The sequence below is a fragment of the Herbidospora cretacea genome (genome assembly GCF_001570605.1).
Taxonomy (GTDB): domain Bacteria; phylum Actinomycetota; class Actinomycetes; order Streptosporangiales; family Streptosporangiaceae; genus Herbidospora; species Herbidospora cretacea.
This window is the reverse complement of record NZ_BBXG01000028.1, coordinates 85,127-104,132: the sequence shown is the minus strand read 5'-3', so window position 1 is coordinate 104,132 and position 19,006 is coordinate 85,127. Positions and strand designations below refer to the sequence as shown.

General features: G+C 70.0%; 21 protein-coding genes. 3 read left to right on the top strand and 18 right to left on the bottom strand.

Going from position 1 to position 19,006, the window contains the following annotated elements:
- Window positions 1-43 precede the first annotated feature (43 nt).
- Together AW270_RS35350 and AW270_RS35345 are read right to left on the bottom strand one after the other, a co-directional pair.
- Window positions 44-1,309 (bottom strand): geranylgeranyl reductase family protein, encoded by a 1,266-nt coding sequence (locus AW270_RS35350; RefSeq protein WP_061300492.1) that lies wholly within the window; start codon window positions 1,307-1,309, stop codon window positions 44-46.
- Window positions 1,310-1,489: 180 nt separating this feature from the next.
- A complete protein-coding gene (locus tag AW270_RS35345) occupies window positions 1,490-2,218 on the bottom strand; it encodes a demethylmenaquinone methyltransferase (RefSeq protein WP_082802093.1) in 729 nt (242 codons plus the stop codon).
- 100 nt (window positions 2,219-2,318) lie between these two features.
- Here AW270_RS35345 and AW270_RS35340 point away from each other — a divergent pair, with 100 nt between their 5' ends.
- Window positions 2,319-3,533: an NHL repeat-containing protein gene (locus tag AW270_RS35340; RefSeq protein WP_061300490.1), complete on the top strand. Its 1,215-nt coding sequence runs from the start codon at window positions 2,319-2,321 to the stop codon at window positions 3,531-3,533.
- On the opposite strand, the gene AW270_RS35335 is transcribed toward AW270_RS35340, so the two are convergent.
- Window positions 3,534-3,740 (bottom strand): DUF4229 domain-containing protein, encoded by a 207-nt coding sequence (locus AW270_RS35335; RefSeq protein WP_061300489.1) that lies wholly within the window; start codon window positions 3,738-3,740, stop codon window positions 3,534-3,536.
- 240 nt (window positions 3,741-3,980) lie between these two features.
- Here AW270_RS35335 and AW270_RS38250 point away from each other — a divergent pair, with 240 nt between their 5' ends.
- The gene (locus AW270_RS38250; RefSeq protein WP_030456135.1) at window positions 3,981-4,205 is read left to right on the top strand and encodes a BldC family transcriptional regulator; all 225 of its coding nucleotides are present in this window, start codon (window positions 3,981-3,983) and stop codon (window positions 4,203-4,205) included.
- Between the two features lie 85 nt (window positions 4,206-4,290).
- Here AW270_RS38250 and AW270_RS35330 read toward each other — a convergent pair whose 3' ends face one another.
- Together AW270_RS35330 and AW270_RS35325 are read right to left on the bottom strand one after the other, a co-directional pair.
- Window positions 4,291-4,539, bottom strand: a complete 249-nt coding sequence (locus AW270_RS35330) for a hypothetical protein (RefSeq protein WP_061300488.1) — start codon at window positions 4,537-4,539, stop codon at window positions 4,291-4,293.
- A gap of 11 nt (window positions 4,540-4,550) precedes the next feature.
- Window positions 4,551-5,435, bottom strand: a complete 885-nt coding sequence (locus AW270_RS35325) for a hypothetical protein (RefSeq protein WP_061300487.1) — start codon at window positions 5,433-5,435, stop codon at window positions 4,551-4,553.
- Window positions 5,436-5,570: 135 nt separating this feature from the next.
- Here AW270_RS35325 and AW270_RS35320 point away from each other — a divergent pair, with 135 nt between their 5' ends.
- Complete coding sequence (locus tag AW270_RS35320) at window positions 5,571-5,867, top strand: PLDc N-terminal domain-containing protein (RefSeq protein WP_061300486.1); 297 nt, start codon at window positions 5,571-5,573, stop codon at window positions 5,865-5,867.
- Here AW270_RS35320 and ccsA read toward each other — a convergent pair whose 3' ends face one another.
- From ccsA to AW270_RS35255, 13 genes are all read right to left on the bottom strand, one after another.
- Window positions 5,868-6,797, bottom strand: a complete 930-nt coding sequence (gene ccsA, locus AW270_RS35315) for a cytochrome c biogenesis protein CcsA (protein WP_061300485.1) — start codon at window positions 6,795-6,797, stop codon at window positions 5,868-5,870.
- The gene (gene resB, locus AW270_RS35310; protein WP_061300484.1) at window positions 6,787-8,334 is read right to left on the bottom strand and encodes a cytochrome c biogenesis protein ResB; all 1,548 of its coding nucleotides are present in this window, start codon (window positions 8,332-8,334) and stop codon (window positions 6,787-6,789) included. Before resB ends, ccsA begins: the two co-directional genes overlap by 11 nt.
- Complete coding sequence (locus AW270_RS35305; protein ID WP_061300483.1) at window positions 8,331-9,059, bottom strand: cytochrome c biogenesis CcdA family protein; 729 nt, start codon at window positions 9,057-9,059, stop codon at window positions 8,331-8,333. Before AW270_RS35305 ends, resB begins: the two co-directional genes overlap by 4 nt.
- Window positions 9,046-9,624, bottom strand: coding sequence for a TlpA family protein disulfide reductase (locus AW270_RS35300; RefSeq protein ID WP_061300482.1), 579 nt, complete (start codon window positions 9,622-9,624; stop codon window positions 9,046-9,048). Before AW270_RS35300 ends, AW270_RS35305 begins: the two co-directional genes overlap by 14 nt.
- A gap of 77 nt (window positions 9,625-9,701) precedes the next feature.
- Window positions 9,702-10,328, bottom strand: coding sequence for a histidine phosphatase family protein (locus tag AW270_RS35295; RefSeq protein WP_061300481.1), 627 nt, complete (start codon window positions 10,326-10,328; stop codon window positions 9,702-9,704).
- A gap of 39 nt (window positions 10,329-10,367) precedes the next feature.
- Entirely contained in the window at window positions 10,368-11,288 is a 921-nt protein-coding gene (locus AW270_RS35290; RefSeq protein ID WP_061300480.1) for a LysR family transcriptional regulator, read from the bottom strand.
- Between the two features lie 189 nt (window positions 11,289-11,477).
- Window positions 11,478-12,767 carry a glutamate-1-semialdehyde 2,1-aminomutase gene (gene hemL / locus AW270_RS35285; RefSeq protein WP_061300479.1) on the bottom strand — a complete coding sequence of 430 codons (1,290 nt, stop codon included), beginning with the start codon at window positions 12,765-12,767 and terminating at the stop codon, window positions 11,478-11,480.
- An 11-nt stretch (window positions 12,768-12,778) separates the two neighbouring features.
- Window positions 12,779-13,414, bottom strand: coding sequence for a bifunctional DNA primase/polymerase (locus tag AW270_RS35280; protein WP_061300478.1), 636 nt, complete (start codon window positions 13,412-13,414; stop codon window positions 12,779-12,781).
- Between the two features lie 100 nt (window positions 13,415-13,514).
- Window positions 13,515-14,501 (bottom strand): porphobilinogen synthase, encoded by a 987-nt coding sequence (gene hemB, locus AW270_RS35275; protein WP_061300477.1) that lies wholly within the window; start codon window positions 14,499-14,501, stop codon window positions 13,515-13,517.
- Window positions 14,502-14,523: 22 nt separating this feature from the next.
- Complete coding sequence (locus AW270_RS35270) at window positions 14,524-16,104, bottom strand: bifunctional uroporphyrinogen-III C-methyltransferase/uroporphyrinogen-III synthase (protein ID WP_061300476.1); 1,581 nt, start codon at window positions 16,102-16,104, stop codon at window positions 14,524-14,526.
- A complete protein-coding gene (gene hemC / locus AW270_RS35265; RefSeq protein ID WP_275477797.1) occupies window positions 16,101-17,006 on the bottom strand; it encodes a hydroxymethylbilane synthase in 906 nt (301 codons plus the stop codon). Before hemC ends, AW270_RS35270 begins: the two co-directional genes overlap by 4 nt.
- Complete coding sequence (locus AW270_RS35260; RefSeq protein WP_061300475.1) at window positions 17,003-18,283, bottom strand: glutamyl-tRNA reductase; 1,281 nt, start codon at window positions 18,281-18,283, stop codon at window positions 17,003-17,005. Before AW270_RS35260 ends, hemC begins: the two co-directional genes overlap by 4 nt.
- Window positions 18,280-18,978 (bottom strand): redox-sensing transcriptional repressor Rex, encoded by a 699-nt coding sequence (locus AW270_RS35255; RefSeq protein ID WP_174549915.1) that lies wholly within the window; start codon window positions 18,976-18,978, stop codon window positions 18,280-18,282. Before AW270_RS35255 ends, AW270_RS35260 begins: the two co-directional genes overlap by 4 nt.
- Window positions 18,979-19,006 lie beyond the last annotated feature (28 nt).

The window sequence follows — 19,006 nt, the reverse complement described above, 5'->3', positions numbered from 1 at the left end:
GTCCTCTCGGTGATTGTGGTCATGATTCTTCGATCCAGTGGTCTCATGCCGACGGCGCGACCTTCGACAGGGCGTTGATGATCCGGTCTGACGCGTCACCATCGTGGTCGGTGAGGTTGCCCAGGAGTTTCAGGCCGACCTTCATCAACCGGGGGTGCGGCAGCGCGTGTCGCGTCAGGAAGTTCATCACGCCGGGCTTGCCGATCGCCTCGACGAAGGCCCGCCCCAGTGTGAAATAGCCGCCGTACGCGTCTTTGAGTATCCGCGGGTAGGCGCGCAGGACCCGCTCGCGCGCGGCGGGGGTCGGCTGGGCCAGTGCGGTCACCACGGCGTCGGCCGCGATGCGGCCCGTTTCCATCGCGTACGCGATGCCCTCGCCGTTGAAGGGGTTGATCATGCCACCGGCGTCGCCGACGAGGACCAGGCCACGGGTGTAGTGGGGCTGCCGGTTGAACGCCATCGGCAGCGCGGCGCCACGGATCGGGCCGACCATGTTCTCTTCGACGAAGCCCCACTCGGCCGGCATGTTCTTGGTCCAGCGCCGGAGCAGGTCGCGGTAGTCGATCTTCTTGAACGCCTCGCTGGTGTTGAGCAGTCCGAGGCCGACGTTGGAGGTGCCGTCGCCGACGCCGAAGACCCAGCCGTAGCCGGGCAGCAGGCGTTCGCCGTCCCACAGCTCCAGCCAGGTCTCCAGGTAGTCGTCGGTGTGGCGCGGGCTCAGGTAATAGGTGCGGACCGCGACCCCGATGGGGCGGTCTTCGCGCTTGTGCAGGCCCATGGCCAGGGAGATGCGGGTCGAGTTGCCGTCGGCCGCGATCACCAGGCGGGAGCGGTAGACGTCGCCGGAGGCGGTCTTCACGCCGACGACGTGGCCGCTGCGCTCGTCGAGCACGGGGGCGGTCACGTTCACGCCCTGGAGCATCGTGACGCCGCGGCTCACCGCGTGGTCGGCCAGGATCTGGTCGAAGTCCTTGCGGGTGCGGACCAGCCCGAAGTCGGGGAAGCTGGACAGCTCCGGCCAGTCGAGCTCGAACGACAGGCCGCCGCCGACGACGCGCAGGCCCTTGTTCCGGATCCAACCGGGGGCGTCGACGTCGACGCCCATCGCGAGCAGTTCCTTGACCGCTCGCGGGGTGAGGCCGTCGCCGCAGACCTTCTCCCTGGGGAAGGTCGTCTTCTCGAGGAGGAGAACCGACAGCCCGGACTGCGCCAGATAAAACGCGGTCGTCGATCCGGCGGGGCCGGCGCCGACGACGATCACATCGGCATCGGTCTCGCTCCGCCGCGCCGCAAGGGCTGGCTCGCTCACGAGGGGACCTGTCCTGTCCTTTTGAGTTCTTTCGTGCCTTTGTGAACTACTTCACAAACTTGTCGCGCCGCAGTCTAGTCCCTCCCCCGACACCTTCGTCAGGGGGTAGAGGGCTACCGACGGGTAAACATGCACCATCCTGGCGAAAAGATCGCCTGCCCTGGCGCTGGGGTGCAATTTTCATGACATTTCCGGGCGGATTCCACGGTGTAGCGCCACGATCCCCATGCTCAGGTCACGCCACGCCACCCGCTTCCACCCCGCGCCCTGGATGACCTTCGCCAGGCTCGGCTGGTCGTGCCAGTCGCGGATGGACTCGGCGAGGTATTCGTAGGAGTCGGGGTTGGAGCTGACCGCCCGCGCCACCACCGGCAGCAGCCGGATGAGGTACTGCGTGTAGAGCGTGTCGAACGCCTTCGGCCTCGGCCGCGAGAACTCGCAGACGACCAGCCGCCCGCCGGGACGGGTGACCCGCAGCAGCTCCTCCAGCGCCTGACCGGTGTCGGCGACGTTGCGCAGCCCGAACGAGATCGTGACCGCGTCGAACGCCCCGTCGGCGAACGGCAGCCTCAGCGCGTCGCCTGCGACGAACGTCACACCGGCGACGCCGCCCGTCAGCCCCGACGAACCGCGCCGCTCGACACCCGTGCGCAGCATGCCGAGCGAGAAGTCGCAGGCGATGGCGCGCGCCCCGAGGTGGGTGAAGGTGTCGGTGGAGGTGCCGGTGCCGGCCGCCAGGTCGAGCACGAGTTCGCCGGGCCCCGCGTCGACCGCGGCGGCGGTGGCCCGCCGCCACAGCCGGTCCTGGCCGAGCGACAGCACGTCGTTGACCAGGTCGTAGCGCGCGGCCGTGCGGTCGAACATGGCCGCGACCTCATGGGGCTGTTTGTCCAGCGAAGCGCGCGTCATGGTGCCCAGCCTAGGACTCCCTCACACACCGTCATGCCACGGCCGGTCGAATGTGCGCAACGTAGTGCGTTGATTACTCTGCGTCTGCTAGGACTTGGCCATGCGTGCCAGATTCATGATCACAGTAAGCGCTCTCGCGCTCGTCGCCGGGCCGGCCTGGGCGGGAGTCCGTCATCCGTCGGTCGTGTCGGCGAACCCCGTGAACTCCACGCCGCATGTGCTCGACGGCATCGTCAACGCGTTGGCGCTGGTGGGGAACACGGTGGTGGTCGGCGGGGAGTTCTCCTCCGTCAGGTCGGGCACGACCACCCACCGCCGCTCCAACCTGTTCGCCTTCGACCTGACGACCGGTCGCGTCTCCCCCTTCGCCCCCTATCTCGACGGCCCGGTCAACGCGCTGGCCGCCGGGGCGAACGGCACCGTCTACGCCGGCGGCTCCTTCTCCCGGGGCCTCGCCGCGTTCTCGGTCCCGTCGGGAGCCCCGCTCCCGTCGTTCGGGGCCACCGCCTACGGCGGCGAGATCACCGCTCTCGTACGCCAGGGCGCGCACCTCTATGTCGGCGGCGACTTCTCCCACATCGGCAGAGCGCAGCGCACCGCCCTGGCCCGCCTAGACGCCACCACCGGCGCGGTCGACCCGCGGTTCACCGTCACCCCGGGGGGAGGCCGCTCCGAGGGCGAACCCAAGGTTCACGCGATGGCCGCCACGAAAGACCGGCTGATCCTCGACGGCTCGTTCACCACCCTCGACGGCCGGCCGCGCGACCAGCTCGGCCAGATCGACCTCAGGACCGGCAAGGTGGCCTCGTGGCGCACCGACGCCTATGTCCCCCATTGCCGCGACGGTTTTCCCTCTTATGTACGCGGACTCGACGTCTCCCCCGACGGAAGCTATTTCGTCGTCGTCACCACCGGCGGCGCCGCGCCCAAGACGGGAAAACTCTGCGACACGGCGGCGCGCTTCGAGACGTACGCGAAAGGCGCGAAGGTGAAGCCGACGTGGGTCAACCACACCGGCGGAGATTCGCTCTACAGCGTCGCGATCACCGGCAAGGCCGTTTACGTCGGGGGCCATCAGCGCTGGATGGACAACCCCTTCGGAAAGGACACCGCCGGGCCGGGAGCGGTCCCGCGAGAGGGCATCGCGGCGATCCATCCGACCACCGGAAAGGCGCTCGGATGGAATCCCGGCCGCGAGAGGGGAATCGGGGTGAAGGCCTTTCTCGCGGTAAAGAAGGGCCTTTTGGTGGGAAGCGACACCACGAAGCTCGGTCACGAGTACCATGCCCGAGTCGGAATGTTCCCGATGCCCTGACTAGCTCTCGGGCTGGTGCCTCTTCTCGCTGATCCGCTCACTGACCGCGTCCCGCTGCTTCGACAGCAGGACGTAACTGGCGAGCCCGCTCAGCACCACGGCCACGGCGAGCAACGCGACGGACCGCAGCCCCAGCAGATAGAGGACGCCCAGGGCGACGGCGAACAGGCCTAGGCGGGACAGGGTGTAGACGATTACCGGATGCACGCCGTAGAGGTTACGTCACTGTCCCGTATGGCGGACTCTCTTCGCATCCGTCGCGAGCGCTGCTAGTGTGCCCATCACGGCGCTTTCGTAAAGAAACACCCACGAGCGCCCCAAAGAGGCTCTATCATATAACAATCGGGCACTGAGCCGGTAACATCCCGTGATCTTCTCTGAAAACCACGGATAAATCAGGCTTCGCTCGGCACACTGGTTACCTGTCCGCCCGCTGCAGGACGCGGGATGCGAGGGGGAGAGATTGTGGAGAGTAGCAGCGAGCGACTGCTGACCCCTGGAGAGGTTGCCGCCCTCTTCAGGGTCGACCCGAAGACCGTGACTCGCTGGGCCGCGGCGGGGCGAATCAGCAGCATCCGTACCCCCGGAGGGCACCGGCGTTTCCGCGAGTCGGAAGTGCACGCCCTTCTCCGCGGAGAAGACGTCCTGACGGCTGACAAGCCGAACGGGTGACTTCGCGGTAAGAAGCAGTAAGGCGCGGCAGACCAAGAGCCGCGCCTTTTCTGTTTTTCCGGACCCCGAATGAGCTTATAAAATATTACCCATTGGTCGAGTCCTGTTCCGCCTTGAAAGCCAGGAATTCACGTTCGAGCTCGTCGTTCTCTTCCTGCCACCGACGCCGGCGGTCGGCTTCCTCTTCCTCGGTGATGGACTCTTCGAGCCACTGGTCGTAATCAGGCTCGCCGGGCGCGATCTCGACATACGCGTTGCCGATCAGGCGGCCGTCGTCGCTGGTCAACGACTGCGGGACCCGCAGTGTGCCGTCAGCGAGCCGGATCACGTGCATCGGGGACCTACCTAGATTCCGTAGCGCCTGTTGAAGAAGAGCATGACGTTGAGCGCGGTTCTGGTGTCTCCGCCCAGCATGTCTATCAGGGCGGGACGCTGCCTCGACGCGATGGCGGCGAAGGCGTCGGCGAAGAACTCCTTGCGGCCGAGCTCTCCGGACTGCTTGTGGAAGGACGAGGCCAGGTGGGGGATGCACTCGTCGTAGAGTGCGGCGAACTCGGGTGAGTCCGAGACCCACTCTCCCGGACGGGAGTCCACGTCGTCCAGCGCATGACCGACTTCGTGCATCATCACATCGGGCGTCGGGCTGGGCCGGTCACCGACGACGATCTTGCGATCGCCGTACGCGCCGGCGCAGATGTCCCAGGTGGCACGGCCGCTCGGGAGCGGCGCGCCGCGAAGGTAGCCCATGTCGTCGAGGTCGGGGACGCCACCCGGGCCGATGTAGATGCCGTCGAGGCCGACCGCGAGCATCTCCTTGAGCCGGTCGGGCAGCCGGGCGAGGCTGTCGACCGCGCGGATGACGTCGGGGGGCGGCGGGCCGTCCATCGCGTCCCACTGCCGGTAGAGGATCGACTCCAGCGCGCCGCAGTTGCGGCGGCCGTCACGGTAGTCGGGGCTGTCGGGGTGGTGCGGCTCGGCGCGCGCGGGCTGGTCGTCCAGCTCGAAGTCGCGCCAGGTGTACTGCGGCCGGTCGATGACCGGGGCGGTCACCGGGGTCTCGACGACCCTGGGCGTCTCGGCCCAGAAGTCGGTCCGTTCGGTGACTTTCGTCTCGATGCGGTCCTGCGGTGCCTCGGCCCCACGACGCGAGACATAGCTGGCATCTGCGTGGCTCCGCTGCCACCACCGATTCCCTCGCCGGTGGCGGCCTCTGTCGCCCTGCTGCGCCATCGCACCTCTCTCTGGGTCGGGAAGGTGCTGTACCGGCCCACAGTACGATGCCCGTCTGGTCCGAGTCATCCCGCTTCGTCGGCCGCTATGGCAGACAGGACACGATCAGGCCACGGCATGGCATACCGTGTTGGAATGGCGAACGTGGTTGTCGGGCTGGCGCTGCTGGCCTTCTGGCTCTACTGCCTCTTCGACGTCATCACCACTCCCCCCGAGATCGTGCGGACCCTCCCCAAGGCCGCGTGGGTGCTGGTCGTGATGATTCCGGCGATGGGCGGAGTGTTGTGGCTGCTCGCCGGGCGACCGGTGCCCGAGCCGATCACCCCCGGGCAGAACCTTCTCCCCTCACCGCCCCCCGAGGCGCCGAGGGGTCCCGACGACGACCCCGACTTCCTGCGCAGCCTCGAACGCAAGCTGCGCGAGGAAGACTAGTTACTTGCTCACGTCGGCATAGGAGTGCAGGCCGCCGATGAAGATGTTCACCCCGACCAGGTTGAACATCAGACAGGCGAACGCGATCAGCGAGACGATCATCGCGGCCTTGCCCTTCCAGCCGGCGGTGGCGCGGGCGTGCAGATAGGCGGCGTAGGCCACCCACGTGATGAACGCCCAGACCTCCTTCGGGTCCCAGCCCCAGTAACGGCCCCACGCCTTGTCGGCCCACAGCGCGCCCGAGATGACGGCGAAGGTCCAGATGGGGAACGCGATGACGATGACGCGGTGGGCGACCCGTTCGAGGTCGGCGCGCGCCGGCAGCCGCGACGGGCCGTCCCCCCGGATCAGGAACAGCGCCGCGGCGACCCCGCCGACGATGAACAGGCCGCTGGCCGCGACGGCGGCGGTGACGTGGATGGCCACCCAGTAGGAGTCGAGCGCGGGCACGACCGGGCCGGCCTGGGTGTAGAGGACGCGGGCCGCGAAGCCGAGGCCGATCGCGCCGACCACGCCGACGAACGCGCCGAGAAACCTGACCGGATAGCGGAGCTGGAGCAGCAGGAACACCGTCACCGCCGCGAGCAGCATGGCGACGACGAACTCGTACATGTTGCCCCAGGGCCACCGGTCGGTCGCCAGACCGCGCGTGAGTGTGGCGCCGAGGTTGGCCGCCCACCCGAGCCACATGGCCACGGTGCCGATGGCGCCCGCCTGGAGCGCCCAGGGCGCGGGTGCGGCCGGAGGCTCCGGCGCCGGCTCCGGCTCCTCATGGGAGGCGCCGACCGCGACGAGTCTCCGTTCGGCGACCGTCTCGGCGACGCGGCCGAAGGCCAGCTCCAGCGCGTAGCCGATCATCCCGGCCAGATAGAGGAGAATGGCGGCCAGCACGAGCTGGTCGCTCAACGTGGCCAAGCTTTCAGGGGACATCCTTCACCTCTGCTGGGCGAGCGTGCTGTTCCAGGGCTTCGGTCAGCTCGGCGAACTCCTCGCCGAAGTCACCGCCCTCGGTGCGGGTCAATCCTCCCACCGTGACCCCTCCGTCCCTTACGCGCACCCACACACGGCGGCGGCGGATCTGGAGGGAGAGCAGCAGGCCGAGGATCGCGGCGCCGGAGGCGATCAGGGCCGGGAAACGGCCCGGGTCGTAGGTGGTCTGGAGGGTGATCCATTCCTTGACGCCGGTGTATTCGATCTTTCCGGCGCCTTCGGGCAGGTCGATGGACTCGCCGACGGCCAGCGGCTTGGGCGAGGCGGTCATCTGGCCGAGGGGCTTGAGGTTCTTGTGCGCGCCCAGGTCGTACACCGACTGGGGGGTTCCCGCGTCGAGACCCAGGTCGCCCTTGAACGGCCAGATCTGCACGGTCGGGTTGGCCGCGCCCGGGAAGACCGACAGCCATTCCTCGCCGTCGGGAACCGTCGAGGGCAGGAACCGGCCGAGGAAGGCGAGCTGCTCGGGGGCGGCGTCGGGCACCTTGATGACGCACTGGGACTCGTAGGTCGAGGTGTTGTTCACCAGGCACGGCACCGCGCCCTCGAAGGCGACCTTGCCGTCGCCACCGGTGATCCTGAACGTGGGGGCGTAGCCGTGGCCGATCAGGTAGGTCAGCGCGCCGTCGACGTCGAGCGGCTCGTTGACCCGCAGGGTGAACTCGCGCTCGGGCGCGCCCGGCGAGTCCTGCACGGCGAGCTTGGCGTAGTAGTCGAGCGGCTGGCCCTGCTTCTCGTGGCCGGGCCCGATGTAGGTCGCCTGGAAGTCCTTCAGCGTGAACGAGAAGGGCTGGAGGTCCTCGGGCGACACCTGCGACCCGGGCAGGTAGCGGTCGTAGGCGGCCACGGTGTTGGAGAACCCGTCGCCCTCGACCACGAGCACGTTGCCCCGGTAGCCGAACAGCCCGCCCGCGCCGACCGCGACCAGCAGGACCAGCAGCGCGATGTGGAAGAGCAGGTTGCCGGTCTCGCGCAGGTGGCCCTTCTCGGCCGACACCCAGCCGTCGCCGGTCGCCACCCGCCAGCGCTTCGACCGCAGGTAGGCCTCGGCGGAGGCCAGGTCGCCCCCGATGTCGGCGTGGTGCGGCAGCCGGGTGAGGTTGCGCGGCGCGGGCGGCGGCGTGCGCCGGATCTCCTTCAGGTGCACGCCCATGCGCGGCAGCACACACCCGACCAGCGACAGGAACAGCAGCAGGTAGACGGCCGCGAACCAGGGCGAGGTGAAGACGTCGAACAGCCAGAACCGGTCGAGCCACTCGGCCTTGACGGGGTCGTTCTCGAAGTAGCGCGCCACCGCGCCCGGATCGACCCCGGTCTGCGGGAACAGCGACCCCGGCACGGAGGCCAGCGCCAGCAGGAACAGCAGGATGAGGGCGGTGCGCATCGAGGTGAGCACCCGCCAGCCCCAGCGCAGCCAGCCGACCACGCCCAGCCCCGCCGGGCGCTTGTCGGTCGTCTTCTCTTCGGTCAGCGTCATATCACCGGCTCGAATCCGCCGGCCCAGGTCTGGAGACCGGCGATGAGCTCGCCCCACAGACCGGTGACCAGCAGCAGCCCGACGGCGACCAGCATGGCTCCTCCGATCCGCGTGATGAGCAGGGTGTGTCGGCGCACCGCCCGGAACGTGTGGAGCGCCTTGCGGTAGGCGAGCCCGGCCACCACGAACGGCAGCCCGAGCCCGAGGGCGTAGCCGAACGCGAGCAGCGCCCCTCTGGCCGCGCTCCCCTGGTCGACCGACAGGGTCAGCACGACGGCCAGCGTGGGGCCGATGCACGGCGTCCAGCCGAGCCCGAACACGATACCCAGCAGCGGCGCCCCGGCGAGCCCGGCGGCGGGCAGCTTGTGGATGCGGAAGTCGCGCTGCAGCCCCGGGATGATCCCGATGAAGGCCAGCCCGAGCACGACGGTGACGACGCCCAGCACCCGGGTGATCACCTCGGCGTTGCCGAGCATCACCGCCCCGAGCCCGCCGAACAGCGCCCCGCCCAGCACGAACACCAGGGCGAACCCGAGCACGAACAGCAGGGAGCCCAGCACCAGCCGCCCCCGGCGGGGGTCGGCGCTCATGCCGGTCACGTAGGACAGATAGCCCGGCACCAGCGGCAGCACGCAGGGCGACAGGAACGACACCAGGCCGGCGAGCAGCGCGATCGGCAGGGCGACCAGCAGCGAGCCCGAGGCGACGGTGTCAGCGAGATTCACTGGAGACCTTGGTCACGGCGTCGAGCAGCGCCTGGTATTTCACCGCGCCCAGGGCGCGGGCCGCGATCCTGCCCTCTTTGTCGATGATGAGCGTGGAGGGGATGGCGGCGGGCGGCACCGTGCCGGAGAAACCGAGCAGGACCTTGCCCGCCTGGTCGTGGATGCTCGGGTAGCCCGGCGCGAGCTGCGTGTCGTAGGCGGTGGCGGCGGCCTGCTGGTCCTTGAAGTTGATGCCGAGGAACTCGACGCCGTCGGCCTTGGTGCGGGCGGCGACGTCCTTGAGCGTCGGACCCTCGGCCCGGCACGGCGCGCACCACGAGGCCCAGAAGTTGATCACGGTGACCTTGCCCTTGGCCATCGCGGTCTGCGCGCCTTCGAGGGTCCTGCCCTCGACGGCGGGCGCGGGCTTGCGGTCGCCGGGCTCGAAGATCTGCACCTTGCCGTCACCGGCGACGAAGCGGGTGTCGTCGGACTCCGGCTGCCCCGAGCCCCCGACGTTTCCGGCGCATCCTGCCAGCAGCAGCACCGACAGCACGGCGACGACGGCACGCGAGAAGGGGGACATGGAGGAGATCTCCTTGAACTACAACCGGTAGAGCGTCCAGCCTACCGGGGCATCGCCGTGGTCCCCCAAACGGTCCCTCAAACGCCCTTGAGCAGGGCCGCGGCCGGCTCGCTGTAGCCCACGCTGATCAGGCGGTCGCCGTCGAAGGTGAACGTCGTCAGGCTGGCCAGGCTGCACTGGCGGCGGCGCGGGTCGTGCCACAGGCGCTTGCTCTCGGTGGCCAGCCGGATGATCCAGATCGGCAGCTGGTGGGAGACCAGCAGCGCCTCGTGGCCCCGCGACTCGGCGCGGGCGTCGTCGATCACCGACTTCATGCGGGCCACGACGTCGCGGTAGGCCTCGCCCCACGACGGTCGGCGGGGGTCGCGGAAGTGCCAGAAGTTGCGGGGGTCGCGGAAGAAGGCGCGGTTGTCGTTGGCCACCTTCTTGCCCTCGAAGACGTTCATGGCCTCGGTCAGCCGGACGTCGACGGAGACCGGCAGCTTCAGCACTTCGGCCGCGGGCGCGGCGGTCTCCTGGGCGCGCTCCATCGGCGAGCTCCAGAGGGTCACGATGTCGCGGTTGGCGAGGGACTTCGCCGCCATGTCGGCCATCGCCCGGCCGTTGTCCGACAGGTGGAAGCCGGGCAGCCTGCCGTAGAGGACCCCGGTCGGGTTGTACACCTCACCATGGCGCAAGAGGTGAACGATGGTCGTCTCAGTCATGGTGGCGCCAGCCTACTCGGACGACATGACGAGACGGCGTCAGGCCAGCCGAAGCGTGGTCTCCAGTTGGGCGCAGACGGTCCGCAGGGCGTCGACGGCGGCGCGGATGGCCGGGCGGCGGGCCGCGTCGGTCCGCCACAGGGCGTAGATGCGCCGGGTCGGACGGGGCAGGATCGGGATCGCCCGCACCCCCTCGGGCAGCGTGCCCCGGCCCAGCCTGGGGATCAGCGCGTGGCCGTGGCCGCCCGCGACCAGGGCGAGCTGGGTCGGATATTCGTCGGCCATGCAGACGATGTCGGGCTCCTTGCCCGCCGACCGCACCAGGAACAGCAGGAAGTCGTGGCAGACCGTGCCCGGCACCGAGGTGATCCAGCGGTCGTCGGGCAGCTCCGACAGCGAGATCTCCTTCCGGTCGGCCAGCGGGTGGTCGGCCGGCACGGCGATGTCGGCCACGTCGTCGAGCAGCACGTGGCGCGACAGGCCGTCGGGGATCGCCATCGGGCGGTTCAGCCAGTCCTGCACCACGGCCAGGTCGATCTCGCCCCGGGCGACCTCGCGGAGCTGGCGTTCGGGCTCGCGCTCCCAGAAGAGCATGCCGAGGTCGGGATGCTGTTCGTTGAGCAGCCTCAGCGCCTCGGGGAAGATCCCGCGCGCGGCCGTCGGGAAGGCCGCGATCGACAGCCGCCCGACCACCGCGCCGCGCAGCGCCTCGAAGTCGGCCTCGGCCGTCTCGACCAGCGCGAGGATCCTCTCGGCGTGTTCGGCGAGCAGCCCGGCCGCGTCGGTCAGCTTGACGCCGCGGCCGTTGCGCTCGACCAGCACCGCGCCGGTCTCCTTCTCCAGCTTGGCGAGCTGTTGCGAGATCGCCGACGGGGTCACCATCAGCGCTTCGGCCGCCGCGCCCACGGAGCCGTAGGTGGCGACCGCGTGGAGGGCCTTCAGCCGGTGCAAGTCCAACATGTAGTCAGTCTAAAGCGTCCACCCAAGAAAATCTCGCTTGTCCTCAACTGTTAAGTGGTTGCATCATAAAGACATGCGAATCATCAACAACCTCTTCACGAAGCACTCCACCGTCGCCCGCGTCTCCTACCTGGAGACCCTCGCCACCAACGCCCGCCAGTCGCGCGCCAAGAACCGCGGTCGCAGCGCCTAACCAGCTTGAGCCGCGGCCTTGGCCGCGATCGGAAGAGCATCGACGACCTTCGAGACAGCCCCGTCGTCATGGGAGGACGACAGGAACCAGGCCTCGAAGGCCGACGGGGGAAGATAGACGCCCTGGTCGAGCATCGCGTGGAAGAACGCGGTGAACGCGGCCGTGTTCTGGGTCTTCGCCGACGCGAAGTCGCTCACCGGCTCGTCGGTGAAGAAGATCGAGAACAGATTCCCGGCCCGCTGCAGCCGATGGGGGACCCCCTCAGCCGCGAGCGCATCGGATGTGGCGTCACCCACGGCCAGGGCGGCGGCGTCGATCCGCGCGTAGACGTCGGAGTCACACGCGCGCAGCGTCGCCAGCCCGGCCGCGCAGGCCAGCGGGTTACCCGACAGGGTGCCCGCCTGGTAAACCGGGCCCTCCGGGGCCAGCCGGGCCATCACGTCGGCCCGTCCGCCGAACGCGGCGGCGGGCAGACCGCCACCCATGACCTTGCCGAACGTCATCAGATCGGCGTCGACCGGGTCGAGGCCGTACCAGCCCGCGGCCGAGACGCGGAAGCCGGTGAGCACCTCGTCGACGATGAGCAGCGCGCCGTTGGCCGCGCAGAGCTCCTTCAGCCGACGGTTGAAGCCGCCCGCCGGAGGCACCACGCCCATGTTGGCCGGGCACGCCTCGGTGATCACGGCGGCGATCTCGTGGAGGGTGAACGCCTCCTCGACCGCCGCCAGGTCGTTGTAGGGCAGCACCAGCGTGTCGGCCGCCGCCGCGCCGGTCACGCCCGGGGTGTCGGGCAGGCCGAAGGTCACCACGCCCGAGCCCGCCGAGGCCAGCAGGGCGTCGACGTGGCCGTGGTAGCAGCCGGCGAACTTGACGATCTTCGAGCGGCCGGTGAACCCCCGGGCCAGCCGGACCGCGCTCATCGTGGCCTCGGTGCCCGAACTGACCAGGCGCACCTTCTCCACCGGCGCCACCCGGGAGACGATCTCCTCGGCCAGCAGCACCTCGCCCTCGGTCGCCGTGCCGTAGGAGAAGCCGCCGGACATCGCGTTCGTGACGGCCTCCACCACCGCCGGGTGACGGTGGCCCAGGATCATCGGCCCCCACGAGCAGACCAGGTCGACGTAGGTGTTCCCGTCGACGTCGGTGATGTAGGGGCCCTGGCCGGACGCCATGAAGCGGGGCGTGCCGCCCACGGCGCCGAACGCCCGGACCGGCGAGTTGACCCCGCCAGGGACGATCTCCTTGGCCCGCGCGAACAGGGCCGCTGAATTGTCGGTACGACTCACGCCCACTGAGACTAGTCGGCGAGCACGTCCAGCACGCGCAGCGGATCGGGCAGCGGACGCCCGTCAGGCGGCCTCAGCCACTTCACCGACCCCCCGCCGACCAGCGACGACGGCGGCGCCAGGACGTAGGAGTCACGGCAGTGCCAGCGCAGTCCCGGATTCGACTCGATCGTCTCCGGAGCGTGGTCGATCGACGACGTCCACCACTCGTCCTCGTCCTCGGGGTTGCCGCGCGTGGCCACGAAGAAAAGAACCCGGCCGCCGTTGACGGCGACCGGGCCTGAGGACTCCAGCGAGGACTCCAGCGAGGTGAGGGCGGACATTCCGATCTCCGCCGGCACGTCGAACACGTCGAAGACGCGTCCGGTGGGCAGGACCACGTTGGCCTCTGGTTCCTGCCCCCACCAGCGGGTGAGCTGGGCCGTGTCGGTCGTGGCCTGCATGCGCCAGGCGGGCGACAGCGGGTGGGCGCCCGGGTCGGGACAGCCCACACGATCACATGAGCACGCCCGCTGCCCCTCGCGCAGCGGATGTGCCCCCAGACAGCTCGCCCAGCCCAGCCGGGCGTAGTCGACTACCGCTTCGAGCCGGTGCGGTATTCGGTGCGCGCGGCGTTTCGAACGGCGAGCGAGCGGGACCCCGACCATCTGATGCTGTTCCTCCCCCACAGAGAAAAAACGGGCTGTTGCCCCCGATAATGCCCGGACAGTCAGGATCTTCGCAGGGCGACCCCTCGAAAACCCTTCCTCAAGCCAGTCTGCGCGCTACTTCGGTCGCCCAGTAGGTGAGGATCAGGTCGGCTCCCGCGCGGCGGATCGCGATCAGCGACTCCATGATCACGCGGTCGCGGTCGATCCAGCCGTTGGCGGCGGCGGCCTCGACCATGGCGTACTCCCCCGACACCTGGTAGGCGGCCACCGGGACGTCCACCAGCTCCCTGACCTGGTGGATGACGTCGAGGTAGGCCAGGGCGGGCTTGACCATGACGGCGTCGGCGCCCTCGGCCAGGTCGAGCCTGATCTCGCGCATGGCCTCGCCGATCGGGCCGGCCGGGTCCTGCTGGTAGGCGCTGCGGTCGCCGAACTGGGGGGCGCATTCGGCGGCCTCGCGGAAGGGGCCGTAGAACGCGGAGGCGTACTTGACCGAGTAGCCCAGGATCGGGATCTCGGCGTGGCCATCGGCGTCGAGGGCCGCGCGGATCGCGCCGACCTGGCCGTCCATCATGCCGCTGGGCGCGATCACCTGGGCGCCGGCGCGGGCCTGGGCGACCGCGGCGGCGGCGTAGCGCTCCAGGGTCAGGTCGTTGTCGACCTCGCCCGCCTCGGTCAGGATGCCGCAGTGACCGTGGTCGGTGTACTCGTCGAGGCAGGTGTCGGCCATGATCACCAGGTCGTCGCCGACCTCGCTTTTGAGGTCGGCCAGAGCCAGCTGGACGATGCCCTCGGGGTCGTCGGCGCCCGAGCCCCGGCCGTCCTTGACCGCCGGGATGCCGAACAGGATGACGCCGCCGACGCCCGCCCCGGCCGCCTCGTGGGCGGCCTTGCGCAGGCTCTCACGGGTGTGCTGGACGACACCGGGCATCGACCCCACCGGAGCCGGCTCGGCGATGCCCTCCTTGACGAACATCGGCAGGATCAGCTCAGCCGGGTGGAGCCGGGTCCCGGCCACCATCCGGCGCAGCGGAGCGGTCCGGCGCAGCCGTCGCGGGCGGGCGACCGGGAACTCGGCACTCATGCGAAAACCACCTTCGTGGGGGTCACTTGGGACGTCGTCGCGCACCCCTTCGAGTCTGCGAGGGGCGGCGCGGGATCTCGCCGGCGGAGACGGCCGCCTGGCGCTGCTTGGCACCATACTCCGCCAGTGCGGCGGCCAGTGCGGAAGCCGAGGGCTTGTCGGCCATCACGTCGACCCGCAGGTTGAACTCCTCGGCCGTCTTGGCGGTCTGCGGCCCGATGACCGCGATCACCGTGACGTTGTGGGGCTTGCCCGCGATGCCGACGAGGTTGCGCACCGTCGAGGACGAGGTGAACAGGACCGCGTCGAAGCCGCCGGTCTTGATGGCGTTGCGGATCTCCTCGGGCGGCGGGGCGGCCCGGACGGTCCGGTAGGCCGTCACGTCGTCGCACTCCCAGCCGAGCTCGGTCAGGCCCGCGACCAGCGTGTCGGTGGCGATGTCGGCCCTCGGGAGCAGCACCCGGTTGATCGGGTCGAGCATCGAGTCGTAGGGCGGCCACTCTTCGAGCAGGCCCTCCGACGACTGCTCGCCGGTCGGCATCAGGTCGGGCCTGACGCCGAAGTCGACCAGGGCCCTGGCGGTCGCGTCGCCGACGGCGGCGACCTTCAGCCCGGCGAAGGCGCGGGCGTCGAGGCCGTATTCGTCGAACTTCTCCTTGACCGCCTTCACCGCGTTGGCGCTGGTGAAGGCCACCCACTCGTAGCGTCCGGTGACCAGGCCCTTGATGGCGCGGTCCATCTGCTGCGGAGTGCGCGGCGGTTCGACGGAGATCGTCGGCACCTCTTCGGGCACCGCGCCGTAGCTGCGCAGCTGCTCGGACAGGCCCGCGGCCTGTTCCTTCGTCCGGGGCACGAGCACCCGCCACCCGAACAGCGGCTTGGTCTCGAACCACGAGTGCTTCTCGCGCTGCCCCACGGCGTCGCCGACCACGATGAGCGCGGGCTCGGTCATCCCGGCGTGCTTCAGGTCGGGGCCGAGACGGCCCAGCGAGGAGACCACGGTGTACTGCTCGGTGGTGGTGCCGTCGCTGGTCACCGCGACCGGGGTGTAGTCGGGCAGGCCACCTGCGATCAGCGCCTTGCCGATCGCGGGCGCCTCGGCCACCCCGTTGTAGATCACCAGCGTGCCGTCGACCGAGGCGTGCTTCGACCAGTCGTCGACCTGGCCCGCGTCGACGATCCGGAACTCCGGCCCGGACGACGCCGGCGGGATGCCCGCGTAGGTCAGCACCGCCGTCGCCGGCGGCACGCCGGGCACGATCTCGAAGTCGACCTCGCCCTGGGCGCAGGCCGCGACCTCCTCGGACACCGAGGAGAAGAACGCCGGATCACCCGGGCACACCCGGACGACCAGCTTCCCGGCCTTGGCCTCCCCCACCGCGCCGGCCAGCGCGCCGGGTTCGGCCACGACGTCACGCACGTCGACCGACGCCCGGCAGTGCCGCAGCAACGGGCCGTACGACTCCCGGTCGACGACGACGATGTCGGCCTTGGACAACAGGTCGGCGCCCCGGAGTGTCAGCAGGTTCTCGTCACCGGGACCGGCGCCCACGAAGGCGACGAAGCCCCCGATGCCGGTCTCGTGATGCTCTGATGCGGTCAATGGGCCTGCTCTCCCATCAATTGCCCGGCCCCCTCCGCGATCATGGTGGCCGCGAGCTCTCGCCCGAGTTCCATGGCCGAGGAGCGGGGTCCGGTGGTGGACTTGCGCACCGCCGCGGTGCCGTCGATGGACACCACGGTGGCGGTCAGGGTGAGCGTGTGGCCGTCGTCGACGGCGTAGGCGCCGACGGGGGCGGAGCAGCCCGCCTCCAGCGCGGCGAGGACGGCACGCTCGGCGGTGACGGCGTCGCGGGTGCGCGCGTCGTCGAGCGTGCTCAGAAGCTTGATCAGCTCGGGCCGGTCGGCCCGGCACTCCACCGCGAGAGCGCCCTGGCCGGGGGCCGGCAGCATCTCGTCGGTGTCGAAGAAGTTGGCGATCTCGTCGTCGCGCCTGAGGCGGGCCAGACCGGCGGCGGCCAGCACGACGCCGTCCATCTCACCGGAGGTCACCTTACCGATCCGGGTGTCGGCGTTGCCGCGGATCGGGACGTAGTCGAGATCGGCGCGCAGCAGCCTGAGCTGGGCGATGCGGCGCGGCGAGCCGGTGCCGACGCGGGCCCCGCGGGCCAGGTCGGCGAGCTTCAGCGGGCCGACCAGGGCGTCGCGCGGGTCGTCGCGGCGCGGGATCGCGGCCAGCGTGAGCCGCGGGTCGGGCGTGGTCGGCAGGTCCTTGAGCGAGTGGACGGCGAAGTCGATCTCGTCGGCGGCCAGCGCCTCGCGCAGCTCGCTGACGAAGACGCCGGTCCCGCCGAGCTGGGCGAGCTGGGCCTTGGTGACGTCGCCGAAAGTGGTGATCCCGACGAGGTCGACGGCGCGGCCGGTGAGCTCGGTCAGCCGGTCCGCCACCTGCTGCGACTGCGTGGTCGCCATCAGGCTCTTGCGGGTGCCCAGCCTCAGGTTCACTGCTCGATCTCCATCCGGGAAACGGCGTCGGGCGCCTTCGGGTCCAGGTTGAACAGCTCGCGCAGCGCCTCGGCATAATGATCGCCTGCCGGGGACGCGGCGAGCTGCTTGACACGCACAGTCGGCTCGTGGAGCAGTTTGTCCACCACCCGCCGGACCGCCTGTGCCACTTCGTCCCGCTGGCGCTCGTCGAGGTCGGGCATGCGGGAGTGGAGCCGGCCGAGCTCAGACTCGACCACCTGGGCCGCGCGGCTGCGCAGCGCCACCACAGTAGGCGTCACCTTGGCCGCGCGGGCGGAGTTGAGATAAGCGGTGACCTCGTCGGCCACGATCCGGCGCACCGCCGCGATGTCGGCGGCCCGGCCGCCGTCGAAGCCGACGCCAGACTGCTGCATGTCCTCGAGGTCGACCAGGGTGACCTGCGGCAGCGCCCGGACGGCGGTGTCGACGTCGTGGGGCAGCGCGAGGTCGAGCAGGAACAGCCGGTCCCGCCGGGCGGGGATCATCTCGGGGGTGATCACGCGGCTGCCCGCGCCGACGCAGGTGACGACCAGGTCGGCGGTGGCGAGCTCGGTCGCGATCTCCGACAGGGGGACGGCCCGGCCGCCCACGGTCTCGGCGAGCCGCTCGGCCCGCTCGAAGGTCCGGTTGGCGATGACGATCTCGGTCACACCCGCGCGCGCGAGGGTCGCGGCAGTGAGCGCGCTCATCGAGCCCGCGCCGACGACCAGCGCCCGGCGGCCCTCGATGGGCCCGAGCACGGTCTCGGCCAGGGTGATGCCGACGCCGATGAGGGAGGCGCCCGCGCGGTCGATGCCGGTCTCGCTGTGGGAGCGCTTGCCGACCCGCAGGGCGTGCTGGACCAGCTCGTTGAGGATCGAGCCGACCGCGTTCTCCTGCTGGGCCAGCCGCAGCGCGGCCCGGATCTGGCCGAGGATCTGGCCCTCGCCGACCACCATGGAGTCGAGCCCGGAGGCCACCGACATCAGGTGGTGGACGGCCTGGTCCTCGTAGTGGACGTACAGATGGGGAGCCAGGTCGGCCCCCGCGTGGCGGTCGAGCAGCCTGGTGATCGCCGACACCCCGCCGTGGAACCGGTCGACCTCGGCGTAGACCTCGACCCGGTTGCAGGTCGACACCACCATCGCCTCGGCGACGTGGGCGTCCTGCCGCACGTCGTGGAGGAGTTTGACCAGGGCGTCGCCGGAGATCGTCACCGTCTCGAGCACCGAGACGGGTGCGCTCCGGTGGCTCAGCCCCACGATCAGCAGGCTCATGAGACCTCCCCCGCCCATTCCTCGCCCATCACGGGCCCCCCATTCACCTTGCGCTGCTCGTGGAACGCGAGGATCTGCAGTTCGATGGACAGATCGACCTTGCGGACGTCGACGCCCGCAGGGACGGTGAGCACGACGGGGGCGAAGTTCAAGATACTCGTCACTCCGGACGCGATGACCCGGTCGCAGACCGCCTGGGCGGCGGTCGCCGGAGTCGCGATGACCACGATCGACACCCCCCGCTTGGCGATCACCGATTCCAGCTCGTCGCTGTGCTCCACGACGAGACCCGCGATGTGGTCGCCCACGACCTCCGGGTCGGCGTCGAGCAGCCCGGCCACCCGGAACCCCCGGGAGACGAACCCGCCGTAGTTGGCGAGGGCCCGGCCGAGGTTGCCGACCCCGACGATCGCGACCGCCCAGTCCTGCGTCAGGCCGAGCTCTCGGGAGATCTGGTAGATGAGGTACTGAACGTCGTAGCCGACGCCCCGTGTTCCATAAGATCCCAGATGCGACAGATCTTTGCGCAGTTTGGCGGAATTGACCCCCGCCGCGACCGCGAGATCCTCGGAACTGACCGTGGCCACGGCCCGCTCGGCCAAACCGTTCAACGCGCGCAGGTAGAGCGGCAGCCGGGCGACGGTCGCGTCGGGGATGCCGCGGTCACGCGGTTGTTGCGGGATTCGGCGGATCACAGGCCGGCACTCCTGAGGGGGAATCGGT